The sequence below is a fragment of the Xanthomonas sp. fls2-241-TYG-148 genome, assembly GCF_030208815.1.
Classification (GTDB): Bacteria; Pseudomonadota; Gammaproteobacteria; order Xanthomonadales; family Xanthomonadaceae; genus Xanthomonas; species Xanthomonas campestris.
The window spans coordinates 380834-395218 of the sequence record NZ_JARVTE010000003.1 but is presented as its reverse complement, the minus strand read 5'-3'; the positions used below and the strand labels follow the sequence as shown (position 1 = coordinate 395218).

Annotated in this window: 13 protein-coding genes and 1 other RNA gene; 9 read left to right on the top strand and 5 right to left on the bottom strand. The window is 62.9% G+C overall.

Annotated features, from left to right (window positions below):
• Nucleotides 1-139: 139 nt before the first annotated feature.
• The 3 genes from QRM60_RS06950 (at nucleotide 140) to QRM60_RS06940 (ending at nucleotide 2793) form a co-directional block, all read left to right on the top strand.
• Complete coding sequence (locus tag QRM60_RS06950; RefSeq protein WP_228419188.1) at nucleotides 140-1138, top strand: S49 family peptidase; 999 nt, start codon at nucleotides 140-142, stop codon at nucleotides 1136-1138.
• A 12-nt stretch (nucleotides 1139-1150) separates the two neighbouring features.
• Nucleotides 1151-1285: a head decoration protein gene (locus QRM60_RS06945; RefSeq protein WP_228419189.1), complete on the top strand. Its 135-nt coding sequence runs from the start codon at nucleotides 1151-1153 to the stop codon at nucleotides 1283-1285.
• Nucleotides 1286-1518: 233 nt separating this feature from the next.
• Complete coding sequence (locus QRM60_RS06940; protein WP_228419190.1) at nucleotides 1519-2793, top strand: ricin-type beta-trefoil lectin domain protein; 1275 nt, start codon at nucleotides 1519-1521, stop codon at nucleotides 2791-2793.
• 254 nt (nucleotides 2794-3047) lie between these two features.
• Here QRM60_RS06940 and QRM60_RS06935 read toward each other — a convergent pair whose 3' ends face one another.
• Nucleotides 3048-3413, bottom strand: a complete 366-nt coding sequence (locus tag QRM60_RS06935) for a hypothetical protein (RefSeq protein ID WP_153065438.1) — start codon at nucleotides 3411-3413, stop codon at nucleotides 3048-3050.
• 306 nt (nucleotides 3414-3719) lie between these two features.
• On the opposite strand from QRM60_RS06935, the gene QRM60_RS06930 reads away from it, so the two are divergent.
• The gene (locus tag QRM60_RS06930) at nucleotides 3720-4079 is read left to right on the top strand and encodes a hypothetical protein (protein ID WP_153065437.1); all 360 of its coding nucleotides are present in this window, start codon (nucleotides 3720-3722) and stop codon (nucleotides 4077-4079) included.
• Nucleotides 4080-4630: 551 nt separating this feature from the next.
• Here the strand turns inward: QRM60_RS06930 and QRM60_RS06925 are convergent.
• Complete coding sequence (locus QRM60_RS06925; RefSeq protein WP_285445852.1) at nucleotides 4631-6094, bottom strand: S41 family peptidase; 1464 nt, start codon at nucleotides 6092-6094, stop codon at nucleotides 4631-4633.
• A gap of 436 nt (nucleotides 6095-6530) precedes the next feature.
• Nucleotides 6531-7433 carry a LysR family transcriptional regulator gene (locus QRM60_RS06920; RefSeq protein WP_285445919.1) on the bottom strand — a complete coding sequence of 301 codons (903 nt, stop codon included), beginning with the start codon at nucleotides 7431-7433 and terminating at the stop codon, nucleotides 6531-6533.
• Between the two features lie 114 nt (nucleotides 7434-7547).
• Here QRM60_RS06920 and QRM60_RS06915 point away from each other — a divergent pair, with 114 nt between their 5' ends.
• The 3 genes from QRM60_RS06915 to map all read left to right on the top strand — a co-directional run bounded on the left by QRM60_RS06915 (nucleotide 7548) and on the right by map (nucleotide 9645).
• Nucleotides 7548-8417: an aldo/keto reductase family oxidoreductase gene (locus tag QRM60_RS06915; protein WP_115556288.1), complete on the top strand. Its 870-nt coding sequence runs from the start codon at nucleotides 7548-7550 to the stop codon at nucleotides 8415-8417.
• A 242-nt stretch (nucleotides 8418-8659) separates the two neighbouring features.
• Nucleotides 8660-8872: a ParD-like family protein gene (locus QRM60_RS06910; protein WP_076054801.1), complete on the top strand. Its 213-nt coding sequence runs from the start codon at nucleotides 8660-8662 to the stop codon at nucleotides 8870-8872.
• Nucleotides 8869-9645 (top strand): type I methionyl aminopeptidase, encoded by a 777-nt coding sequence (gene map, locus QRM60_RS06905; RefSeq protein WP_076054804.1) that lies wholly within the window; start codon nucleotides 8869-8871, stop codon nucleotides 9643-9645. Before QRM60_RS06910 ends, map begins: the two co-directional genes overlap by 4 nt.
• A 4-nt stretch (nucleotides 9646-9649) precedes the next feature.
• Here map and QRM60_RS06900 read toward each other — a convergent pair.
• A non-coding RNA gene (locus QRM60_RS06900) (sX9 sRNA) lies at nucleotides 9650-9724 on the bottom strand.
• A 133-nt stretch (nucleotides 9725-9857) separates the two neighbouring features.
• Here QRM60_RS06900 and QRM60_RS06895 point away from each other — a divergent pair.
• The gene (locus QRM60_RS06895) at nucleotides 9858-10031 is read left to right on the top strand and encodes a hypothetical protein (protein ID WP_115557415.1); all 174 of its coding nucleotides are present in this window, start codon (nucleotides 9858-9860) and stop codon (nucleotides 10029-10031) included.
• Between the two features lie 21 nt (nucleotides 10032-10052).
• On the opposite strand, the gene cho is transcribed toward QRM60_RS06895, so the two are convergent.
• A complete protein-coding gene (gene cho, locus QRM60_RS06890) occupies nucleotides 10053-10910 on the bottom strand; it encodes an excinuclease Cho (RefSeq protein WP_115556287.1) in 858 nt (285 codons plus the stop codon).
• Between the two features lie 371 nt (nucleotides 10911-11281).
• Here cho and QRM60_RS06885 point away from each other — a divergent pair, with 371 nt between their 5' ends.
• On the top strand, nucleotides 11282-14251 hold the full coding sequence (locus tag QRM60_RS06885) for a PAS domain-containing protein (protein ID WP_285445851.1): 2970 nt from the start codon (nucleotides 11282-11284) through the stop codon (nucleotides 14249-14251).
• The last annotated feature ends 134 nt before the right edge of the window (nucleotides 14252-14385 follow it).

Sequence of the window (14385 nt, the reverse complement as noted above, 5' to 3'; positions counted from 1 at the left end):
GCTATGGCGTGGCCGTGATTCCGGTGACCGGGCCGGTATTTCGCTATGCCTGTTTACCGAAATCAGCGGCGCGACCAGCACCCACCTGCTTGCCACCGACCTGCAGGCCGCGCTCGACAACCCATACGTCAAGGCGGTGGTGCTGGAGTTCAACACGCCGGGCGGAGAGGCCAGTGGCATTGGCGAGCTCTCCGACACCATCCACGCCGCCCGCTGCGCTAAGCCCGTCGTGGCATATGTGGGCGACCTTGCGGCATCGGCTGGTTACTGGCTCGCCAGCGCCTGCCATGAGGTGGTGATTGCCGAGACCGGCATGGTCGGCTCCATCGGCGTGGTGATGTCTTACCTGGATACCTCAGAGCGCGACGCCAAGGCCGGCGTGCGCACTTTGGAGATCGTCTCCAGCCAATTGCCAGACAAGCGGCTGGACCCGACGACCGACGAAGGCCGCGGCAAGGTCCAGACCCTTGTCGACGCGCTGGCAGAGGTCTTTGTGAACTCTGTGGCGCGCAACCGTGATGTGCCCGTGGACACCGTGCTTGCCGATTTCGGACGTGGCGGCGTGTTGTTGGGTGCTGACGCGGTCAAGGCCGGCATGGCCGATCGCATCGGATCACTTGAAGCCGTGATCACCGAGCTGGCCGGTTCCGCCAGTACCCCCAAGAGGAAGACGCCTATGAGCAACTCCAACGGGCAGGTCACGGTTACCACCACCGACGATCTGCGTAACGCAATGGCTGCCGGCAAGACCGCAGACCAGATTGTCATCGCCAGGAACGAGACCGCGATTGCAGCAGCACGGGGCGAGGGCGAAACCACTGGCCGCGCTGCCGCAACCGATGAAGCAGTGAAGGCCGAGCGTGCCCGCATCACTGGCATCCAATCCATGGCCCGCGCCGGTTTCGATGCCGAGCTGCAGGCAGCCATCGAGGGCGGCGCCAGCCCGGAAGCCTTCGCCATGACGCTGCTCAAAGCGGCGCAAGACCGCGGCATCACGCTGGATTCCATGCGCCGCGATGCGCCACCGGCGGCCTCGCATGCACGTCCGGGCCACGACAGCGCAGCACCGAAGGTGGCGCGTTTGTCCACCACCGACATCTACGCCCGGCGCCAGGCCGGCGCGTCACAGACCAAGTAAGGAGCCGACCCGATGAGCACCAAGATCGAACTCAATCGTACTGGCGACTTCCTGCTGTCCGAGGCGCCCGGTACCTATTCGCGTGAGAACCGCATTCTCGCTGCCGGGCAGGTGTGCGTTGCCGGCACCGTTCTCGGTGCTTGCTGAGTAGCGTAATAGGCAGGTCAACAACTGTGGCATATGACGCCTGTCGAGCTCGACATGGTATTGCTTGTCTCGCAAGAAGTGGCATGATTGGCCGGCCAATTTGGGGGCACTCGTCGCATTTACTATCACATCCACACGGCAGGCGCGTTGCGGCCGCTGTGTTCGTGCTGTGTTGTGTTTCGAGCGTTTTCCAGCTTGTGCTTTGACAATCAATCAACCTCAGTGGAGCAACAATGAAAGGAATAGTTGGCATAGCCTTTGCAGCACTTGCTGCAGTGTCTTTCCAGGCGTCAGCAATCGGGTCGCGGTTTACTAACTACGACACAACTACAACAGTTACATCCTCCAATCCGTTTCCTTCTGGTGGGGAGACGGTGACACTTACGGCGAAGGTGACCGCACCCGCGCTTGGTGTGACTGTTGGAAATCCCGCAGCTGGGGAAGATATCGGCGGTCGCATCACCTTGTTTGCAAACGGCGTATCAATTGGGCAGATTCGCATTGGGCGGGCCAATACGCCAGTAGTTGGTCAGGTTACAGAATTTGATCAAAGTTGCTATTTTGCCACCGGTGAGCAAGCACGTTGCACGTATTATTTTTTTTATTCGCGCGAAGCAAATCTATCTGTTCGCTACACGCTCCCCACCCAATACAGTAGCGTTACGATCACGGCCTCGTTTTCTGGTGACTCCAACTTTTCGAAAGCCTCGTCTTCGGCTCCGGTTACGCTAAAGACATTGCCCGCTTTTGGCCTCATCAAGGGTATGGGGAACAAGTGCCTCGACGCAGTCGGCGGTGGCTCGATCAATGGGACCGAGATTCAGCAGTTCTCCTGTAACGAAAACGTCCAGCAGATGTGGAGTGTTGTATCGGGCTCTGGTTACATTCGCGGAGTGCCGAGCGGATTGGTCTTAGACGCCAAGAACCTTGGGAATTCAAATGGGACCACGCTTCAGCTTTGGAATGGTCTCGGCGCTTCTAATCAGCAGTGGTGGTTTACCAATTCGGCCATTGTAGGTATTGGCGGAAAAGTTCTGGACGCGGTAGGCCAGTCCAGTAACAACGGTACGAAACTGCAGATGTTCACTTCTCTCTCCAACGCCGGTCAGACCTGGAACTACGATCCTATTTCCGGTCGCATCACGGGAATCGGTGGCAAGTGTCTCGATGTTGAAGGTGGATCGACTGCAAACGGTGCCCTCGTGCAACTTTGGGATTGCAGTGGAGCGCAACAACAGCGTTGGGAAGTTGGTGAACGCGGCAGCTTGCGATATGCAGGCAAGTGCCTTGAGTCTGCCAACGGCGGTTCCCAGGACGGCAACGTCGTGCGCATCTGGGATTGCAACGGTGGGGCGCATCAAGCCTGGCATTTCCTAGGTGAGATCCGCAACATCGGAAGCAACCGTTGTTTGGCCGATCCTGGTCGTGGTGCAGCCGATGGTGCCCGCACCTACATCTGGGATTGCACAGGTGACGTGAATCAGAAGTGGGATTTCTCTTCCTACTGATTACTCAAAGAAGGCCCGGTTTAAACGGGCCTTCTTTTTGAAATGGTTCTTCATGCTTTGGGTCAGCATTGAGTCGTTGATATTCCTGTGGTGAGCTCGTGTAGCGCAAAGATAGAATTGCCGTGATTTCCCTTCGGTCGATCTCTATCGCCAAGTTGCGTCCTGCGCTATCGTCTCGGGATGCTCAGCTCTTGATTCCGCTCACCATGATTAAACATCTGAAGCTGTGCCATGTAGAGATGCTGAGGAATTTTTTAATTGTCAGTAATCGCAGTTTGAAATTGGCTGGCATCCTTTCTTATGTGGAATGTTAGTAAGGTGCCATCAGGGGTCATTGAGCCGAAAAGGCCGCTGTTCTGGTTCCAGCGAGCAATATTTCCCTTAGAGGTTTCTAGCGTTACGACAGGAAAGTCGGTTGCGTGAAATCGTCCGGCCTGGTTCATGAAAGTGCAAGCCATCTGCTGGTAGGCGTATGCATCAGTGATATTGAGGTGGGCGAGATCCCCAGCGCCAACTGAGTTTGCAGGTACTCCTTTGACGTGTTTTTTGAAGTGCTTGTTTCGAGTCTTGCTGTCTTGAAACCCGGCGCATTGATACATTTTCCCTTCATGGTAGAACATTGGTATCTCCTGTTCGGCCACCTAAATTGCGCCGAAAAAATGGCGACATCCCGACAATTTGTCTCATCTGAGTAGGTGAATAAACGCTTGAGGAGCGTTTGGCCGAGGCATGCTTAGCAAGCGCGTGCCTCCCGACTTAGCGGCATTCCCTCAGGAAATTCCGACGCCAGGCCGCGGCACATTCTGATGCCGCCGTTCCACCATGGCGCGCAATCTGTACAGGCCGGACGTGGAGCCAAGATGGCCGCTCAACCTGCGGAGCTCTGAGCAAGCTCACGCCGGCTCCCCTGATGACATGGAGCTGTTATGAAATCCCGTATTGCATCTTTGGTAGCTGCTGCGTCACTGCTAGCCGTTTCATCTGCCCATGCCGCGACATACCAGACGGTTGTCGAAGCTTACACCCGCTCGTCTGGTGGCCAGACGGTTGACGCAACCCCGCAGTGCCCGGCTGGCTTCACACCCATCTCTGGCGGCTGGAACACAGGTGGCCCGAACAGCATCGTATTTCGCGGCGGCGTTCCTGAGCTCAACCGATATTCGGACATGAATGCTGGTCGATTCTCGCCAGTCGGAAGCTATCCAAATGGCAACGGCTGGCGCACCTACGGTTATGTCAACGGACCGACAATCATCAACATCTATACAATTTGTGCCTCGCCGTAAGGCGTAAGTGCAACTGCCGGTCGCGGCGTATTTGGGGCGCTTGATCCGCAATGGCGCGAGTAGCGCCGGGCCGGCACGCTCTGTTGGCAGCAAGCACAACAGATGAAGCTCTCAATTGGCTGGTTCCTGGAACAAACGCCACGCGCAAATCAGAAATTCCTGATAGCGAAATCCGTATCGGGACGTCGCGCGGGCGTTTCGCCCCTTCTAGCCGCTGCTGACATCAAGAATTTTGAAGTTTACCTGCGCAGATTTGCACCAGGCGCGAAGGTTCACTCTTGCGTTGCATCTGGCGATGGCGTCCAGCGACCGATCCATTCCATTCGGTGCGACGTGATCGGGATGCACGCCAAGCCACCGTGTTGCGCGGGCGCGACAGTACAGACAGTTCAACACGGCAGGCCTGCACCGATTCGTCAGTCGGCGGCTATCTTGGCGCACCGACTGCGCACTCTTTGATGTCTATCTGGGCTGCTGCGATTCGCCATTGCTGGCAGGACAGGATGCGTGCGAGCGACTGCCTGTGGCTTTCAGACGGCCCGCTTGCCGACTCATTTGTTCAATCCTGCAGCAGTCAAGCCGCGCGCCAGTAGCTGGCGCCCGCCATCCTGCAGGTCGTCCGGTTGGATCGCGAGCGGCACGTCCGGCAACACTCCGATCGACTGGGTGGCGTAGGGGCGGGTTCGACTTGGGCGAAAGCCCTCGGTTGCAACACGGTCGATCAGTACGGTTTCCTGCATTTCGCCAGCGCGTAGCGCGTGTGTGGGATCGAACACGTAAAAGCTTTCGCTTACCAGCGCGCGGTAACCGGTCTCGCCCAACGCGATGCCGTCACTCTTGGAATCACGTCCGCCGCCAGCACCGATGGTGCGCTCGCCGATGACGGTGGCGCCGTTGGCCCAGAGATAGGTGGCGAGCAGTTCGCCAGCCGATCGGGTGCCCGCATCGACCAGGACGAGCAGCGGTTTTTGCGAGGCAACGGTGCCGCAGCTGGCGTCATCCGGAAGTGCCTCCAGGCGCACGATGCCCGCTTTGCCGGACGCGCTCATCTCATAGGTGTGCACCGGCTTGCGTCCGCTGATGGCCCAGGCCAGGCCGCGCACTTCGCGCGCAAACCCACCCATGTTTCCACGCAGGTCGATGAGCATGACGTCGGACTGTTTTGCGAGTGCATCGTAGCGACCGATTAGCTCCTTGGTGACCGCACAAAACCCCGCCAGCATCGGTGCATCGTTGTTGTTCGATTCGGGTGCAGCCGTCTCGGTTGCCTCCGCTGCGGCGGTGAAGGTTGCGCTGTACTGCGGCGCAAACGCGCCCATGCGCAGGGTCCCGACCTTCGTGTTTCCAATCGTCACGATCTCCGGCAGGTCGGGCAGGTCGACCGAAGATGCGAGTGTCTTGGCAAGGTCTTGGGTCATCGGCTGGTAGTGCAGCGTGACTGTGCGCGGCGCGCGCTGCCGCGTTCGAACGTGCATCTCCAGTGTCTTGCCGAGGCCAGCAACCTGGTGCGCCGCCGGCGTGCCGAGGGCAAGGCTCAGCGCCGCCTCCGCCTGACGTGAGCGGTCGTTCCCACCAAAGGTGAGGCGTGCTGCGTTTTTCAACCACGCCTGTGTCGGGGTGTGATTGATACTCAGGATTTCATCGCCCGGTGCAAGAGTGGTGATCCGGGCATCGAGGACGTGCCAGACGACCAGATGGCCGTCGCTGGAGGTGCGGAACAACACGCCCAGCGTCTCTGTCTTGCCCGCCTTGTCGCCTGTCAGCGCGACGTGCTGATCGGCAAGGCCGACCAGGCGTTGCGATAGCGCGCTGGCGGTCGCATCACGCGGCACCGTTGTGGCTGTTTTCCAGGCATCGGCGCCGCCTTGCACATCCTGCGGATAGGCGGCGCGGTACTGGTCGACGTACAGCAGTGAGGGGTACTCACGACGCAATGACGTGTCGAGCCCTTGGGCAGAGACTGCCGTGCACAACGACCAGGCTGTGACTGCCACGCATGCGATGAGTCGTTTCATTGAGATCCAGTGATTGCAGCAGGGACTGATGCCAAAGACGGTCGCGCTGCCGCTGCCGTGGGACGCACTGCTGCGCGCACCCTGGCAGCGCGATGGATGGATGATAAGGCCGAGTCCGCCTGGCGGTGAGGTGCCGTCCGGCATCGTGACTTTCGGCGCGCACACGCGACGTTGCAGGAACGCTGTTCGGGGCCGCAGTCGGCGCCATGGCACAACGTTGCGGCGGTAGGCGATCCGCTGGGTCCATCAGTGCGACGTGATGGCAGGCAGGGGCGCTAAGCACGCTGACAGCCAGCCGTGATCAACCCCCGCAACAGCAGCCCGATCGAACCGTGCACGACAGCGGCATCACGATCGCGCAACAGGGACGTGCTGTACCTGCGGTGCCCAAGCTGGCAATCACCACTTGCCGCATGCGTGCTCACGGTTACGGCGCTTACGCTGCCGGGCCGGGCGCGGCATCCAGCGTTTCGCGCAAAAAATCGATCAAAGCGCGCAGCGGGCCTGGGATCAACGTGCGGCTGGGGTAATACAGAAACGGGCCGGAGAAGGTCTGCCACCACGGTTGCAGGATGGGTTCCAGCGCGCCGGTGTCCAGGTGCGGGCGTAGCCAGTCTTCGAACAGGTGGATGACGCCGCTGCCGGCGACCGCCGCATCCACTGCCAGGTCGATGCCGCCGCCCACCTGCACGATCAACTGGCCGAGCGGGTCGATGCTGATCACTTCCGCAGCACGTTCGAATTCCCATGCCGGGATCGCGCCGCTGGCAAAGCGCCCGCGGATGCAGATGTGCTGCAGCAGCTGTTGGGGGTGGTCGGGCCGGCCGTGGAGGTCCAGATACCGCGGTGCCGCTGCGGTGGCGATGCGCTGCACGCGTGGGCCGATCGGCACGGCGATCATGTCCGGTTGCAGACGCTCTTCGTAGCGGATGCCGGCGTCGCAGCCGGCGGCGATCATGTCCACGAAGCTTTCTTCGGTGGTGATCTCGACACGGATGTCGGGGTAGGCGGCCATGAAGGCGGGCAGGATTGCCGGCAGCACCAGCCGCGCGGCGCTCACCGGTACGTTGAGGCGCAGGTTGCCCATGGGCCGGCTGCGGAATTGGTTGACTGCGTCGATGGCCGATTCCAGCTCGCCCAGGGCAGGGGCCACGCGCGCAAGCAACAGACGGCCGGCATCGGTGGGCACCACGCTGCGGGTGGTGCGATTGAACAGGCGCACGCCCAGGCGTTCTTCGAGCCGGCGGACGGCCTCGCTGAGGTTGGAGGCGCTGACGCCGCTATGGCGCGCGCCCTCACGAAAGCCCTGCGCCTGCGCGACAGCAATAAAAGCCTGCAGGTCTGCCAGACGGGTCGCCATTGTTCGATATCCTGCACAGCCCGTGTGCTTTGCCCTGGATTGTTGCACGCATCGGGCCTGCCTAGAGTGGTGTCACCCCAACGGAGACACGCCATGTTGACCCCATCATCCGCCTCTACCTATGCCCTCGGCGACCGCCAGGTGGGCCGCCTCGGCTACGGCAGCATGCAGCTCGCCGGCCCGCACGTGTTCGGGCCGCCTGCCGACCGCAACGCTGCCATTGCGGTGCTGCGCGAGGCGGTGGCGCTGGGCGTGACCCATCTGGACACCAGCGACTTCTACGGCCCGCATATCACCAACCAGATCATTCGCGAGGCGCTGCATCCGTATCCGCAGGAGCTGACCATCGCAACCAAGGTCGGTGCCAAGCGCGATGCGAGTGGCGCGTGGCTGCCGGCGATGACGCCGGAAGCGCTCACCCAGGCCGTGCACGACAACCTGAAACACCTGGGTTTGGATGTGCTGAAGGTGGTCAACCTGCGCAGCATGCTGGACATGCAACGCCCGGTGGAAGGGTCGCTGGAACCACAGCTCACCGCGCTGGCCGAGCTGCAGCAGCGCGGGCTGATCCGCCACATCGGTTTGAGCAATGTCACCGCGCAACAGGTCGAAGAGGGCCGGGCGCTGTGCCGCATCGTGTGCGTGCAGAACCATTACAACCTGGTCCACCGCACCGACGATGCACTGATCGACGCGCTGGCCCGTGAGGGCATCGCCTACGTGCCGTTCTTCCCGCTGGGCGGCTTCTCGCCACTGCAGTCCGCGGCGCTGACCGAGGTGGCCGCGCAGCTGCAGGCGACCCCGCAACAGGTGGCCTTGGCATGGTTGCTGCAGCGCTCGCCGAATGTGCTGGTGATCCCGGGGACGTCATCGCTGGCGCATCTGCGCGAGAACATGGCGGCGGCAACGCTGCAACTGGATGACGCCGTGCTTGCGGTGCTGGAGGGGATTGGGCGGCAGTAAGGCGGGGCGACTTGGGTGGCAGCGGCGCGTGTGGTGGCGATGCGCACGCTGTCTGCTGCTTCGCGGGGAGCTGTGATGTTCTGGCGGACGCGGCGGACGCGGCGGACTGGTGCCTGCAGTGACTGTGTGTGTTTCCCGGGCGGACGGTGCCTGTACTTGCCCGCGACGCATCGGCAAGGCTGTCTTGCGACGAATATACGAAACATATACGATTCGTATAAATTCACTCGCAAGGCAATCCCATGGGCATCGTCAACATCGACGACAGCTTGCACGACCAGCTGCGTCGGGCCTGCACGGTCACGCATCGGTCGATCAATGCGCAGGCCACGTTCTGGATCAGGATCGGCATGCTGTGCGAGATGCATCCGGACCGGTGTTTCCAGGACATCGTGGCCGATGAGCTCCGCGGCGCAGGCGTGCAATCGCCCGCGTTGGATGCGCGACGCACATGATCAAGCAACCGCACGAGCTGGCATTGATGGCCGACGCCGGTGCGCTGCTTGCGCAGGTGTTTGCGCGCTTGGATCAGTTGTCGATGCAGGGCAAGAGCACGCTGGAGATCAACGATTTCGTCGAGCGCATGATCGTGGACGAGTTGCAGGCGCGGCCTGCGAGCAAAGGGCAGTACGGGTTTGAGTTCGTGCTCAATGCCTCGATCGATGATGTGGTCTGCCACGGCGTGCCGTCGGCGAACGATGTGCTGCGCAGTGGGCAGATCGTCAATCTGGACATCACGCTGGAAAAGAACGGCTTCATTGCCGATTCGAGCACCACCTACCTGATCGGCGAGGTGTCGTACGCGGCACGTCGCCTGGTCAAGGCAACTTATCAGGCCATGTGGAAAGGCATTGCCGCGGTACGCCCCGGTGCGCGCGTTGGCGATATCGGGCACGCGATCGCGCGGCATGCGCGTGAGCAGGGCTACAGCGTGGTCAGGGAATACTGCGGGCACGGCATTGGCCGCGAAATGCACGAGGAGCCGCAAATCCTGCATGACAGCCATGCCAACACCGGCCCGGAGCTGCAGGAGGGCATGGTGTTCACCATCGAGCCGATGCTCAACCAGGGCAAGCCAGCGGTGCGCGCGGAGGCCGACGTGTGGCCAGTGCATACGCGCGATGGCCTGTTGTCCGCTCAGTTCGAGCACACCGTGGCAGTCACGCGCACCGGCGTGCAGGTGTTGACGCTGCGGCCGAATGAAGTGCCGCGTTGCGTGCTGGGCTAAGAGCGGCTAACAAAACGTAGCGAGCAGTCGTCAGGTGGGTGCGGACGGCGCGGAGGAACCGGAGTGTACGTGGGTACATGCCGGTTCCGAGCACCGGCCGCGCCCGCCTGACGGCTGCGCAGTCGTTTTGATAGCTGCCCTGAAGCCTGGTTGCACGCTGGCCGTAGTGCGGCGCACGCCTGGCCTTCCACGACCAGGCCGCGATCCAGGTGGTGGAAGGGCTGCACCCGGTGGTGGATACGCTATGGCTGATCCATCGCGCCGAATGGCCGTTGTCTGCGCGCGCGCAGCAGGTGGTGGCCTGCATGCACGCAGTGTTCGCGCAGCAGGTGACGACCACGCAGCAGCGCAGTGGTGTGCAATCGCGCCGAAGCAAAAAGCGCTGAGCCAGCTGAGCCCGCTTGCGCCTACAGCAGCGATACGCAGTGCAGCTGCGTCTCCAGATATTTGCGCAGGATGCGGTAGCAATCGCGGTCGAACGCGCCGGGTGTCGCCTGCAAACGGCGTGCGCCCGCCAACGAGGTGGCGCTGCCCAGATAGTGCCAATCGCGCAGCACATGGAACTGGGTGCGTTGCGCGCCTTGCTCCTTCAGCGCGATGGCGCCGGGAAATGGCCACGCCGCCTGTTCCAGATGCTGCAGCACGCTGCGTAGCCGTTCTTCGTGCGCGTCCAAGGGCTCGGCACCATGGCAGGCGCCGCTGCAGCGTTTCAGCATGGCGCGGAAACAGGGCCGGCCTGCTTGCAGCCGCTCCAGTCCCAGCAAGCCGTAGCAAAGACGATGCTGGTCGGCGAGGCGGCGCAACGTTTCCTTGGCCGCACGCGGGCTGGAATACAGCCCGTACAACCAGGGCGCTGCCGCCGGATCGATCTCGCCGGAATGTTCGATCGACACCTCGCCGCGATACAGCCGGATCGAAAACTGGCGGGGGATCCGCCGCAGCTTCTGGTTGTACAGCGGGCGCAGGGTCTTGATCAGCTGCGACTCCAGCAGTTGTGCGCCGATATCACCGGCCATTTCGATCACCTGGATGCTGCGCGTCTGACGCAGCAGCGAGGCTTCGGCCGCGTTACGGAAATGGTCCATGACGCGGTTGCGCAGGTGGATGCTCTTGCCGATGTACAACGGCAGCGTGCTGCTCTGTCCATGGAACAGATAGACCCCGGGCGTGGCCGGCAAGGTGTCCAGTTCTGCACGCAGATGCTCGGGGTAGGTGTAGTCCGGAGCGCCCCAGCTGCGCTTTGCCCGCTCAGCGCGCCCCACCATCGCCGGCCTCCTGTCTCGGTGGTAACGCGTTGCTTGGCGCGATACCCGGCGCGCAGTGCCGCCGTTCGATCAATGTGGTGCGGCGAGTAGCCGTTGTGGTGCGTGTCATCGGCGGCGATGCTGCCAAGCACGCGTCTCAGTGGATGAGACGCGTGCGCTTGTCGCTCAGCAGCCTGTGGCCATGGCGCAGCGCTGCGCGCACCCAGGCCGCGCGGCAGTGAACGGTTTAGCGTTTTGCCGCAGCACAACCACCGGCAGGCGGCCGGAAGTTGTGGCGATGCTGGCGGGCGCGCTATCGTCTCGCCCGCGACGGGCACAACCGATGCCGCACGCGGGCAGTCTTCACAGGGGAGTCGCTAACGCCATGGAGCATGCACGACGCTGTCGACCGCCCGCCGTTCGATGGCAAGACGCATCGCGCACGCCTGCCGTGTTCCCGGCAGTGGTCCACTCCAACTACGTCAGACGCGATGCCCGTTGATCACAGTGGTGAGTCGTTTTCCTTCCTTGCCGGTGGTGGCGAAATGGGCGCGCGGATGCGTGCGCACGACTGGAGTGGCTCGGCGCTGGGGCTGCCGTCGCAGTGGCCGCAATCGCTGCGTTCGGCGCTGTCGATCTGCCTGAACTCGCCGGTGCTCGCCACGGTGTTGTGGGGCCCGGATCTGGTGATGCTCTACAACGACGCCTATATCCCGTCGATGGCCGATCGCCATCCGTGGGCGTTGGGCCAGCCGGTCTCCGAGGTCTGGGGCGCGTCCTGGGAACAGGTGGCGCCGCCGTTCCGCCGGTGTCTGCAGACCGGCGAAGGTTTCGAGCAGCGGCATGTGGAACTGCCGATGGTGCGTCGCGGCGTGCCGGAGACGACCTACTGGAACTTCAGCGCCGCACCGATCCGCGGCGAAGACGGCAGCATCGTGGGCCTGTTCAACCAGGGCATCGAGATCACCGAGACGGTGCGCGCCGATCGCCTGCGCGTCGCCGAAGCCGAGCGGCAGCGCCGGTTGTTCGAGCAGGCCCCCGGGTTCACCGCGATCTTGCACGGCCCGGAGCATGTGTTCGCCTTCGTCAATGCCGCTTATTTACGACTGGTGGGCGGTCGCGACATGCTCGGCATGAGCGTGCGTGCCGGCCTGCCGGAACTCGAAGGCCAGGGCTTCTACGAATTGCTCGACAGCGTCTACAGCACCGGCGAGCGCTTCGTGGCGTCGGCCGTGTCGATCCAGCTGCAGCGGACCGGTACCGGCGCCGAGCAGCGTTTTGTCGATTTTGTCTATGAGCCGGTCAAGGACGATGCCGGCCGCGTCACCGGCATCTTCGTGCAGGGGTTCGACACCACCGATGCGCAGCAGGCGCAGCAGGCGCAGCAGGCCTTGCGCGAGAGCGAAAAACGCTACCGCATGCTGTTCGAAAACATCGACGCCGGCTTCTGCATTGCCGAGGTCAAGTTCGATGCGCAGGGTCAGGCAATCGACCATCGCATGCTCGCGGTCAACCCGGCCTTCGAGCGGCATACCGGCCTGACCGATGTGGTGGGCAAATGGTCGAGCCAGTTGCTGCCCGGCATCGAGCAGGAGTGGCACGAGGCGTATGGCCGCGTTGCCCGTAGTGGCGAGCCACTGCGCTTCGAGCGCGAGGCCGCACGGCTGGGGCGCTGGTACGACGCGCACCTGTTTCCGGCCGGCACCCACGACAATCACGTGGCGATGCTGATCGTGGACATCACCCAGCGCCGGCGGGTGGAGCAGCAGTTGCGCGACTTGAACGAGACGCTGGAGCAACGCGTTGTCGAAGCATTGGCCGAGCGGCGCCTGTTTGCCGACTTCGTCGATAGTACCGACGCGGCCGTGCTCGCTTGCGGCCTGGACTTCACCATCCTGGCCCTCAACACCGCCAGTGCAGAGGCTTTGCGGCTCGCCTATGGGGTGTCTGCGCATGTGGGCGACAACCTGCTCGCTCTGCTGGACGGCTTGCCCGAACACCGCGCGCAGGTGGCGCGCCACTGGGGCCGCGCGCTAAGCGGCGACGAGTTCCTGGTGCTGGAGGAGTTCGGCGACCCGGCACGCGCGCTGCGGCATTACGAAGTGCGCTTCAGCCAGCTGCGCGATCGCCATGGCGGACGAGTGGGCGCCTTCCAGGTGGCGCAGGATGTCACCGACCGCGTGCAGACCGAAGCCAGCCTGGAGGTGGCACGCGAGGCGCTGCGGCAGAGCCAGAAGATGGAAGCGGTGGGGCAGCTCACCGGTGGGCTGGCGCACGACTTCAACAATTTGCTGACCGGCATTTCCGGCAGCCTGGAGTTGATGCAGACACGCATGGGCCAGGGCCGCTTCGACGATGTGGAGCGCTACATCGCGGTGGCGCAGAAGGCGGCCGGCCGCGCCGCAGCGTTGACCCATCGGCTGCTGGCGTTTTCGCGCCGGCAGACGCTCGCGCCCAAGCCGACCGATGTGAATGCATTGATTGCCGGCATGGAAGACTTGATCCGGCGCACGGTGGGGCCGTCGATCGAACTCACCACGGTCGCCGAGCAGGCGCTATGGCCCGCGTTGGTGGACCCATCCCAGCTGGAAAATGCGCTGCTCAACCTGTGCCTCAACGCGCGCGACGCGATGCCGGACGGCGGCCGCATCACCATCGAAACCTCCAATAGCTGGTTGAACCATTCCGCCACGCAACAAAACGAAGTGCCCGACGGCGAGTACCTGTCGTTGTGTGTGAGCGACACCGGCACCGGCATGCCCGAAGACGTCATTGCGCGCGTGTTCGAGCCGTTCTTCACCACCAAACCGATCGGCGAGGGCACCGGCCTGGGGCTGTCGATGATTTACGGTTTTGCGCAGCAGTCCGGTGGCCAGGTGCGGGTGTCGTCGACCGTGGGCGAGGGCACCACCGTCTGCATCCACTTGCCGCGGCATCTGGGCGATGCCACCGGCGATGCGCAAGCGCGCACGCTGCCGGCGATGCCGCGTTCGCAACAGGGCGAGACCGTGCTGGTGGTGGACGACGAACCCAGCGTGCGCATGCTGGTGGCCGACATCCTGGAGGAACTGGGCTATACCGCGTTGCAGGCGGTGGACGGCGCATCCGGCTTGAGCGTGCTGCAGTCCGATGTGCGGATCGATTTGCTGATCACCGATGTTGGCTTGCCGGGTGGCATGAACGGGCGGCAGATGGCCGATGCGGCGCGGATCGCGCGGCCGCGCTTGAGCGTGTTGTTCATTACCGGCTATGCGGAAACTGCTGTGCTGGGCGCCGGCCAACTCGCGCCAGGCATGGCCGTGCTGACCAAGCCGTTCGGTATCGATGCGATGGCGGCGCGCATTCGCGAGATGATTGTCTAGGTGTTCGCGGCAGTGCTGTGCGGTGGCATCGCGTTGCCGCGCCTGCGCGAGATGCACAGACAGCAGGGCGCTCTCAGGCGCCCGGTCTCAGGTCAATGACATACACCGTGAGCGCTTCCGGAGAGCGCATGGCC

Coding starts and splice junctions, on each gene's coding strand:
- QRM60_RS06940 (WP_228419190.1), top strand. CDS start 1,519: ATGAAAGGAATAGTTGGCATAGCCTTTGCAGCACTTGCTGCAGTGTCT.
- QRM60_RS06910 (WP_076054801.1), top strand. CDS start 8,660: ATGGGCATCGTCAACATCGACGACAGCTTGCACGACCAGCTGCGTCGG.
- QRM60_RS06915 (WP_115556288.1), top strand. CDS start 7,548: ATGTTGACCCCATCATCCGCCTCTACCTATGCCCTCGGCGACCGCCAG.
- QRM60_RS06885 (WP_285445851.1), top strand. CDS start 11,282: ATGCACGACGCTGTCGACCGCCCGCCGTTCGATGGCAAGACGCATCGC.
- map (WP_076054804.1), top strand. CDS start 8,869: ATGATCAAGCAACCGCACGAGCTGGCATTGATGGCCGACGCCGGTGCG.
- QRM60_RS06935 (WP_153065438.1), bottom strand. CDS start 3,413: ATGTTCTACCATGAAGGGAAAATGTATCAATGCGCCGGGTTTCAAGAC.
- QRM60_RS06925 (WP_285445852.1), bottom strand. CDS start 6,094: ATGAAACGACTCATCGCATGCGTGGCAGTCACAGCCTGGTCGTTGTGC.
- QRM60_RS06945 (WP_228419189.1), top strand. CDS start 1,151: ATGAGCACCAAGATCGAACTCAATCGTACTGGCGACTTCCTGCTGTCC.
- QRM60_RS06930 (WP_153065437.1), top strand. CDS start 3,720: ATGAAATCCCGTATTGCATCTTTGGTAGCTGCTGCGTCACTGCTAGCC.
- cho (WP_115556287.1), bottom strand. CDS start 10,910: ATGGTGGGGCGCGCTGAGCGGGCAAAGCGCAGCTGGGGCGCTCCGGAC.